Origin of the sequence: Fibrobacter sp. HC4, assembly GCF_023373925.1 — a bacterium.
Classification (GTDB): Bacteria; Fibrobacterota; Fibrobacteria; order Fibrobacterales; family Fibrobacteraceae; genus Fibrobacter.
In genome coordinates this window covers 117,879-128,239 of the sequence record NZ_JALCZV010000009.1, presented here as the reverse complement: position 1 = coordinate 128,239, position 10,361 = coordinate 117,879, and the positions used below count along the sequence as shown (strand labels likewise).

The window sequence follows — 10,361 nt, the reverse complement described above, 5'->3', positions numbered from 1 at the left end:
ACAAAAATGACGATCGAAGTCTACAGTTTAAACATTAAAAACGTCTACAGTTTAGAATAACCGTAGCGCAACAAGCACTACGGTTGTTCCAAATCACAACTAAGAATTACTTAGCTTTCTTGTTAAGGTATACGCCGTGAGAAGCCTTGGATCTGACAGTACGACCAAGCAGATTCACCTGTTCGGTGCGGCCATTTATCTGAACATTCTGGCGGACAGTTCGACGAATGGATACATTGCAATCTTCATCGCCTTCGGCACAGACAGAACTGCTGGACTGATCGGAACTACTGGAGCTTTCAGGAGCAGGTTCTGCACCAATACGGTAAACGTCCTTGATGTCAAAGCCAACCATATCAATATTGGGGCCGCCGTCAGAAGTTAAAGATGTAAACTTCAGATCGAAATCGCAAGCATCCAGCCACACGTCGTCTACATAGACCGTATCCCAGGTATCCCAGTTTGCACTAGGCGGAAATTCCACTTCGTACGTTTTAGCATCCACCTGAACACTCATCTTACTTGTAGTGGTTTTACCATTGCAGTAACGAATAAACATTCTTGCATTGGAGGCAGACTGATAAGAAGTCATCTTGTAGGTAGCGTAACGGCCCGTAGCATTGTCAAAGTTGAAGAAGCCCTTTCCACTAAAGCCTACATGGTTTGCTTCAGTCCAACCCTGAACATCCTCCCCTACGTTGGGATAAGACAAGTCGCTTACGCTAGGCCATTCTTTTGAGCCTTCAAGAATTTCAAACTTGATTATTTCACTACTAGAAGAAACGCTCGGCCCCTCGCTAGCACTGGATCCCGGCACAGGAATATTTTCTTCGCCGTGAGCCGTCGTGACGCAGTTTGCACCACCTTCGAACATCGCGGTAAAGGTGATATCGCGGTAGGGCATTTTGACCTTGTAATAGTTGGAATCAGCAGTTACCTTATTGCAATCATCATCAGCCCAGTACTGGAATTTCTTGCCGAAACTTCCCGGAGAAACATGAAGATTCAAGGCGGCGCCACCAGGCAAATTCTGGTTATGGGTAATAAGGCCACTGCCAGAAACATTGGCCTTTACGGTCAACTTGTAGGTCGGAGCAATTGTGCCCACCAAAGTAGTCAAGGCGGCCTTTTCAGAAGCATTTACAGAAGAACTATTCAAGTTTTCACGAAGGCCATCCATGATAAGCTGCGCATGAACTACAGAACCGGATTCCTGGAAATGGGTGGTACCGTCATTGGTAACGCCATTGGGATAATTGGGGTATTCTCCTGGCAGGAACATCTTGAAAACGTAACGGGAAATGTAGGCGGAGCTTAGCTGCGTATACAGATTATAAGTCTTTGTGGTAAGGTCAACAAAGGGAACACCATTCTTCTGGGCGACTTCCTTAATCTTATCCTTTACAGGATATTCCTTATTCTTGTGGGCAGCATCCGTAAGATTATTATCGAATACGTTACGAGGGTAAGTATTCAGCATCAGGGGGCTCATGAGAACAATGTGAGCACCCTTGCTTTTAGCCCCGTCAACATATTTCTGGAACCAATAAGCACTGGAATCAATGGGAACGTAGCGATCCGCCTTGGAGTAGTCACGATCATTGGTTCCCATCTGAACAAAGATGTAATCACCTGGTTGTGTCGCAGCCAAAACTGAATTTAGACGACCATCGTTAATAAAGGATTTGGAACTACGACCACCAATGGCGTAGTTAATCACCTTTACACGGGACTGATCAAAGAAGGGAGCCAGAACCTGGCCCCAACCGGTCTGCGGATAAGCATTTTCCTTGTAATCGCAAACCGTGGAGTCTCCAATCACGTGAATGGTAAAACTCGTCGTATCGCTAACGGCAACACTTGTAAAAAGAGCAGCAGCGGAAAAATACTTCAAAAGTTTATTCATTTTGCCACCCCTACTTTGTCTTTGCCATAGTCTGATGAATAAGCTGGGAACCCTTGCGGATAACCACATGGTAAAGGCCAGAAGTTTTTACCATTCCGTCAAATTCAGCAGAAGAAATTTTGTTGCCCACAACCATCTGCTTCTTGGCAACAAGCTTACCATGCATATCGAAAACGCTAACCGAGGCTTCGCCCATCTGCGGAAGATTCAGGGAGGCATTCACAAATCCAATAGAGGAATCGTTCTTCAGGGAATCTGCAGCGGCAATGGAATCCTTTTCAGCCTGTTCCTTGGCAATGACTTCTGCAACACATGCTGTATCAGAAACTCGACAAACATCATCAATGCTGAAACCGAAGGCGTCAATATTGGGAGCACCATCAGATGTCAAGCTGATAAACTTCAAATCGGCTTCACCAAGGGGGGCATCCATAACAACATATGCGGTATCCCACTTGTCCCAGCCACCAGTTGGAGGAGCATTCAGGTAGTAGTCATGATCCAGATAAGCGTTAAACATACGGTCAGAAGTTCCGCCATTAGCATAACGCACGGCAAGAGTCACATAGCCTGCCCCCGGGAAACGCATTCTATAGGTACCAAAGGAATTCTTCTCGTTGGCAAAGTTAAAGAAGCCTTCACCCGTATGGGCCCAGTTGTCTTCAGAGAAACCAACACCTGTATCCGGCTTAAAGGCATCAAAATATTTCTTGATGTCCTTATTTACAGCCACTCCATTAGTATCGCTTCCGCCAATGGGAGTGAACGGTTCAAAAGTCACATCATCAAGACTCGTAGGAGTTGTTGTGGGGAAGCTAGTCAAAGCCTTTCCGTCACCCTCATACTTTACGGCAGAACCACCTTCATAAACGGCTGTATACTGGGTAGACTTATTGCCCATCTTGAAAGTATAGATGTACTGAGATTTAACGGTAGAAATGGCATTACCGCTAACCTTATTTCCATTACCATCATACCAGCCCAGGAATTTCTTGCCGCTCTTGGGAACGGTCTTCAACATGACAGTCATACCTTCGGGATAATAGGCACCAATAGATGTTGCTTCAGCAGCACCTTCCGGAGAAACCTTCACGTCCACCTGGTACATAGGAGCCATATAATTGCCCAACTTCTTTACCACAGGGTCGGAATGAGCACGCATCTGTTCGGTAATAATACGGCCAAAGGCATTGGCTCCATTCATCTGCAGATGAACGGCATCAGTCTGGTCAGACTTCAAATTGCTGTATTCAGCAGAAGTGGCGTAGTTGAAGATAAACTGCTGGGCGTAATATTCACCCACAGAAATCATGTAGTTTGCCACCAGTTCACTCATGTCGATAAATGGAATATCAAGGCTATCGGCAATGGCCTTGGCACGAGCAGGATAACCGCGGTAGCTGTTATGGATCTGCGTCGGAGAATCGTAATAGAGTCGACGAATAGGGCTCATGATAATGGGATAAGCCCCCTTTGCACGAGCTTCCTTTGCCATGGTGGCCATAGCTACGGTAAACTTAGCTTCGTCACTCTTGCTCACATCATTGATACCGAACTGAATTACCGCATAGTCGCCAGCCTTCAGCTTGCTCACAATGCAGTTGCCCTGAGTACAATCGCTCTTCCAGAAAAGTTCGTAATAGCCATCGGCCGCCATACCGCCCTGACCGCGATTAACCACGGTAGCCAAGCCAGAATCAAACCAATAATGGAAATCCTGCCCCTGGCCCTGCTTGGGGCAGTAACCACTAGCCCAGTCCTGCATGGTGGAGTCTCCACACATATAGATAACAACCTGAGCCAAAGCGGCAGGAGCCGCTAACATAGAAGCCACGACGGCGCCCTGCCAAAACTTACCAGAAAAGAACTTCATACCCATAACACTACTACTTCAAGGAGAAACTGGACTTAACAATAGTCTTGCCGTTCAACATAACCTTCACAACGTAATTGCCCTTAGGCAGCAAATCTCGATCGATATTCAGCACAGACTGACCTGCAGGAACCTTAGCATCCATGCTACCCACAATCTGGCCGCGCATATCGTAAATGCGAACTTCTGCATAACCAGAAAGATTGGTGCGCAAGATACCTGTATTGGGATTATAGGCATTCACGCCAGCAGCAAAGGGAACGGGAGCAAGAACAGTACCCGGATTTTCAGGATCCGTCGGCTCAGGAACTTTCTGGTTATTATAGAGTTCAATGCCATCCATACCAAAGGTAAAGGTATCCACATTGGGACCACCATCAGAAGTGGTAGAAGACAATTTCAGGGTATTCTTACCGGCCTTGAGCGCTACATTTACAGTTACTTCCGTGTAGGTTGTCCAACCACCGGGAACAAATTCCACGGTACCTGCAGACTTGCCATTTACAGTAAGAGTCATGTTACGATTGGAATTTCCACCATTGGCAAATCGAATGGTCAAGGTAGTCTTTACATCCTGGGGAGAGTAGATTTCCCACACGCCATAACTGCCAATGCTGTTATCAAAATTGTAGAAGCCATCCTGTTCAAAGCCTGCATTATCCGTCTGACATTCAAAGCCAACACCATCTACAGGTTTGCAGATTTCCAGCGCAGACGTTCCATCCTTAATAACCGGATATTCATCGGTTTCATCAGGAACAGAAACAATGGGTTCGCCCACAATCTGAATTTCAGGAGCAGTTAATTTCTTGACAGCATCCGGCAGGTAATAACCCAGGTGAGGCGGCTGATTGTAGGCAGTATTCTGCCAAGCAATAGCTGTACGATAAACCGGATCATGCATCAAGGTGTACACACGATAAGGTGAGGTCACCGGAGTGCCGATGATGTAGAGAACGGACGGGTCTTCGGAATTACGAACCACCAGTTCTTCGCGCCAGTCACCAAAGAGGTCTGCCACCAGACTGGGAGTGTTCTTGGTGCCGTTACAACCTGTTGCGCCAAGAGCCTTCGAGCCATCGAAATAAGTTTCAGATTCTCTCTTAGTGATGTTAAACTTCGTTACATAAGCGCCATCAAGAAGTTCGTCCTGCAAGTCACCATCAAAGTAAATACGGAAGTTAGTGGAAACTGCCGGAGAGCCCATGGAAGCACCCTTAATATCATGCATGCCACCACTATAGCTGGACCACACTTCGAAACCGCGATGCGTAGAATCAATGTCAGCAGCCATGCCGCGACCATTATCCTTACCCGGCTGCGGAGTACCCCAAATAATGGTTCCATCGGGTGCGCGAACTTCATCGGTGTACTTAGCATCAGTATGTTCATGCACATCAAAGAATTCCAGGCCAGGAAGATCCGGATCCAAGTCAGACAAATGACCTGCATCCCCATGACCCAACTGAGTGGAATAGCGGAGAGTACCGTCGTGATTCAAAGCGGCACCGCCGAAAACGATTTCATCATAGCCATCGCCATCAATATCGCCGGTAACAATATTGTGGTTGCCCTGGGCATAGAAACCCTGGCCAGGATCTTCAGACTTGTGATACCAGCGCTGCTTCAAAGTCTTGCCGTCAAAATCGTAGGCAACAATGTAGGAGGAGCTATAGTAGCCGCGGATAAAGATCGCACTGGGATGAACGCCGTCCAGGTAGGCAGTTGCGGCAATATAGCGTTCGCAACGGTTTCCATAGTTATCGCCCCAGTAGCCCTTCTTATCCACGCCCTTTACGTGCTGGTTGATATTACGGCTGGGAACAAAATCAATGGTAGTGATGGCGGCACCATCTACACCACGAAAAACTGTCAGATATTCAGGACCATCAAGAACAGTTCCACCGGAATTACGGTAATCCTTGGACTTGTCGCCAATGGCCTTGCCCGTACCGTCAATGGTTCCGTCGGCAGTCTTCACGATCATTTCGGCCTTGCCGTCACCATCGTAGTCATAGACCTGGAACTGGGTATAATGGGCGCCAGCACGGATATTCTTGCCCATATCGATACGCCACAAACGGGTTCCATCCAACTTATAGGCATCAATGAATACGGTGCCTGTGTAACCACCCTGGGAGTTATCGTGGGCATTGGACGGATCCCACTTCAAAATCAATTCAAGTTCGCCGTCACCATCCAGGTCAGCAGCGCTCATGTCGTTAGGAGTATATGTGCAAATTTCACCATCTGGCATGGTCTGCTTTGCGGGAACTTCAAGTTTAATGGTCTTGTAGGGGAAAGACTTACCGCTATTAGAAACGGTCTGGCCCAAAACTACAGATAATCCAGATTTGGCACTTTCCTTACCATTCAAGACAGCAGTCACCTGATATCCGGAAGAAGTCTTACCATATTCATCCAGATAGTTTGTGCCATCGGTTCCCTTGATGGACGCAATCTTTGTACCATCCCTATAAAGATTAAACTCCGTTTGCGGATCATCAGAGCCTAGTAAGCGCCAGCTTACCAGCATACCCTTACCCACATTCGCAGCAACAAGACCGCGAGTCAAATTTTCCATCTGCTTGGGAGCAGCGAAAACCAAACTATTCATGCTCAAAAGAGCAGACCCAATAAGTAATGCCTTTGAAATATTGCGCATACACACCACACCTATCTTAAAACTGTAGACAAATATATACTAAAATTGTCCACAGTTACACTTTTGTAAGATATTTTTATTGACATTCTGTCAACATCCCTTTAAAAAATACCCCGATATGGAATGATAAAATCGTTTAACATTTTTCATTTTTTCTTACAAAAAACTATCATTTATGATTGAATAGACTCTAGAGTGCCCTATGAAAAGATTTTTCTCATATTTTTTCGCAATTATTCTGGCTTTCGCCTACACAGCAAACGCCCAACCTGGGCCTAAAAATGTCCACAATCGTGGAGACAAGAAGCCAAAGACTGTCCGTGTAGGATACTATCAGAACGAAAGTTTTCAGGAAGGCGGACAGGGATCTCCGCTGTATGGCTTCGGTTACGAATATTACCAACGCGTCGCCCAGTACTCTGGCTGGCGTTACGAGTATGTCTACGGACCCTATGAAGAACTCTATCAGAAATTCATTGACGGCGAAATAGACCTGTTTGCAGGTCTCGCCCGCACCCCGGAACGAGAGGCCAAAATGTTCTTCCCTCAAGCTCCCATGGGCCGCGACATCTACCATTTGATCAAGAAATCCAACAACACGTCTATTCACGAGGATCCTACCTCCCTCCAGGACAAGAAAATCGGGACACTCCGCGGAGCTATGGAACTGGCACTCATTACGCTTCTGCAATCCAGACATGTCAAAGCCAACATTATCGTATTCGATGACATTAGTTCCCGAGACCAGGCCCTGAGCACAAATTCCATTGACGCCGCCATCGTTGAAAACGCAGGATCCAGTGTTCAGGAAGGTACAGAAACTTTCTTGAGAATGGGAAATACAAATTTTTATCTGTGCGTTACCAAGAAACGCCCCGACCTATTTGGTGAGTTAAACCGGGCCATCGGACAGTTAATGACCGACGACCCGATTATCATGGCCAAACTGTACGACAAGTACATGCGCGCCGGTGCCGCCTCAAAAACATTGACATTGCCAGAAAAGATTTGGCTTGCAAACCACGACACCATCAGGATCGGCTATCTCCGCAACATGCTCCCCTACAGCGACGACAGGGATAACGACAAAAACGCGGAACAAAACCACTCAGACCGCATCGTAGCAAGCAGCGACAAGCCCTCAGGCATCGTGAGCGAAATATTCCCTGAAATGGCAGGTCACATCACTTCGAAAAAATTATTCCTCAAGTATAAGGGATACGATTCCTACGATGAAATGATTTCCGCCCTTGTCAAGGGCGAACAGGACGTAGCCTTCCCTGCAGGAGGCAGTCTATATAGGGCAGAACAGGCGGGAATCCGAGAATCAGCCCCAGTCATACGATCCGAATTGAACCTAGTCTACAAGAACGTCTTCAACAAGAATACGGTTTCCAGTTTTGCAGTCAACAAGAACAACAGGGTCATGGATTACAACATCCAAGACAACTTCCCCAATGCAAAAATCGTTTATTACAATTCAATCCAGGAGTGCCTTGACGCCGTACAGAAAGGCCAGGTCAATGCAACAATTCTAGGAAATCTCCGATCCATCCACCTACTAAAGAACCGCCAATATTCTAACCTGTCGGTTAAGTTGCTAAACATCCCCGACGACAAGTATTTCGGCGTTGCCAACGGAAACGAACCTTTCCTGAAGATATTGAATCGAGGAATTGCATTGACAGGCGCAGAATATACGTTAAACCTGGCCTATCAGTACGCAGAAAAACTGTATCAGCCGAGTCTAGTAGAAACAATTTCCGACCATGCAGCGCTCTTCTTCTCGCTGCTTGCCGCATTTTTCGTATTGATATCCGCATTCATCATCAGCCGCTACAGACGAATCAAGAGGGAAACCGCCAGGGAAAAGGAACAAAACGAACGACTCAGTATGCAGTTGGACGTGATTAACTCCATTAGCGACTTGTACCATAGTGTATTCCTGGTCAACATTCCCCAAAATACCTTCACCATTCTACATACATTCGAATCCATTGAAAAAGCTGTCGGACATTTAAGAAATGACGCCCAGCAGGCATTGAACCTGATGGCTGAGAACATGATTCAGGACAAGTTCAAGCCTATTATACGAGAATTCAACAATATCGCCAGCTGGAAAAACAAACTGGCAAATTCAGATTCCATTTATGAAGAGTACGTCGGTAAAATTCAAGGTTGGTGCGGAGTCAGCATCATTGTAGCCCGTCGCAACGAAAAGGGCGAGCCGACGCACGTACTCTACATTTCACAGGAAATCAACCGTCAGAAAAAGACGGAACAGAACCTGCAGGAAGCTCTTGAACAGGCGGAACAGGCAAACAAGGCCAAGACGTTCTTCCTGAACAACATGAGCCACGATATCCGCACCCCCATGAATGCCATTATCGGTTTCACGACACTCGCCGCCACTCACATGGACGACAAGGAAAAACTTTCTGACTACCTCGGAAAGATTACCACCTCCAGTGAACATCTCCTGTCCCTGATTAACGACGTTCTTGACATGCGCCGCATCGAAAGCGGGAAGGTCAAGTTGGAAGAACGCGAATGTCATCTGCCTGACCTGCTCCACGACATCAAGACTATCGTACAGGCAAACATCCTCCGCAAACAGCAGGAGCTGTTTATCGACGCCATGGACGTAGTCAACGAAGACGTCATTGTAGACAAACTCCGTCTAAACCAGGTCTTGTTAAACCTTCTGAGCAATGCAATCAAGTTCACCCATAACGGAGGCACAATTAGCCTGAGGGTTCTTGAAAAGCCTTGCACCACTAAGGATTACGCCCGATACGAGTTCAGCGTCAAGGACAACGGTATCGGTATTAGCGAAGAATTCCAGAAGCATATTTTTGATGCATTCTCCAGAGAAGAATCCTCCACTGTTTCCGGCATCCAGGGAACTGGCCTGGGTATGGCCATTACCAAGAACATCGTCAATATGATGAACGGAAACATCGAAATCGTTTCTGCAGAAGGTAAAGGCACAGAATTTATCGTCTCCCTGGAATTTAAACTGTGTAAGGGTCCCACAAGAAACGTTTCCGTATCTCAGCTTATGGGCTTGAGAGCCCTGATTGTCGATGACGATTCCAACACCTGCCTAAGTGTAAGCAAGATGTTGAGAACTATCGGCATGCGCCCGGAATGGACAATATCCGGAAGAGAAGCTGTCCTTAGAACCCAAGACGCAGTGGATCAGGGAGAAGACTTCAACACGTTCATTATTGACTGGCAGATGCCAGACATGAACGGCATTGAAACCGTACGCCGAATCCGCAAGATTATCGGAGAAGGAAAACAGATTATTATCCTTACCGCATATGACTGGAGCGAAATTGAAGAAGAAGCGCTTAAGGCAGGCGTAACCGCGTTCTGTTCTAAGCCGCTATTCATGTCGGAACTGCGCGATGTATTGACCAGACCGGCCGGAACTGCCAAGAATAAAACTGTCAACGGATACGACTTCAAGGGAGCACCCATCTTACTGGCAGAAGACAACCCGCTTAACCAGGAAATCGCTTCTACGCTGCTTACCGAAGCCGGCTTTGAAGTGACCGTAGTGAACAACGGTAAAGAAGCTGTCGATAAAATCAACGAAGTTCCGGCAAACACTTTCAAGCTGATCCTGATGGACATCCAGATGCCCATTATGGACGGTTACGAAGCTTCCAGACAAATTAGAAGTCTAGCCGATTCCGAGAAGTCAACTATTCCTATTGTCGCCATGACGGCGAATGCCTTTGACGAAAACCGCAAGAAGGCCTTTGACGCAGGAATGAACGGACATGTGGCAAAGCCCATCAACGTGGAGAAGCTGATGGAGACTCTCAAGATCATCTTGAAAAATTAATCAGCAGACCTTTCTAAAAAGGCTTTAGTAATATTTAAATAAGATTTCTATTCTATATTTC

At 46.7% G+C, this 10,361-nt stretch carries 4 protein-coding genes; 1 reads left to right on the top strand and 3 read right to left on the bottom strand.

Annotated elements, in window-relative coordinates:
* Nucleotides 1-106: 106 nt before the first annotated feature.
* The 3 genes from MMG03_RS07770 to MMG03_RS07760 are packed head-to-tail and all read right to left on the bottom strand — an operon-like array spanning nucleotide 107 to nucleotide 6,396.
* Nucleotides 107-1,906 (bottom strand): GDSL-type esterase/lipase family protein, encoded by a 1,800-nt coding sequence (locus MMG03_RS07770; protein ID WP_249506025.1) that lies wholly within the window; start codon nucleotides 1,904-1,906, stop codon nucleotides 107-109.
* Nucleotides 1,907-1,916: 10 nt separating this feature from the next.
* Nucleotides 1,917-3,779, bottom strand: a complete 1,863-nt coding sequence (locus tag MMG03_RS07765; protein WP_249269304.1) for a GDSL-type esterase/lipase family protein — start codon at nucleotides 3,777-3,779, stop codon at nucleotides 1,917-1,919.
* A gap of 13 nt (nucleotides 3,780-3,792) precedes the next feature.
* Nucleotides 3,793-6,396 carry a T9SS type A sorting domain-containing protein gene (locus MMG03_RS07760; protein ID WP_249506024.1) on the bottom strand — a complete coding sequence of 868 codons (2,604 nt, stop codon included), beginning with the start codon at nucleotides 6,394-6,396 and terminating at the stop codon, nucleotides 3,793-3,795.
* 250 nt (nucleotides 6,397-6,646) lie between these two features.
* Here MMG03_RS07760 and MMG03_RS07755 point away from each other — a divergent pair, with 250 nt between their 5' ends.
* On the top strand, nucleotides 6,647-10,300 hold the full coding sequence (locus MMG03_RS07755) for a response regulator (RefSeq protein WP_249506023.1): 3,654 nt from the start codon (nucleotides 6,647-6,649) through the stop codon (nucleotides 10,298-10,300).
* The last annotated feature ends 61 nt before the right edge of the window (nucleotides 10,301-10,361 follow it).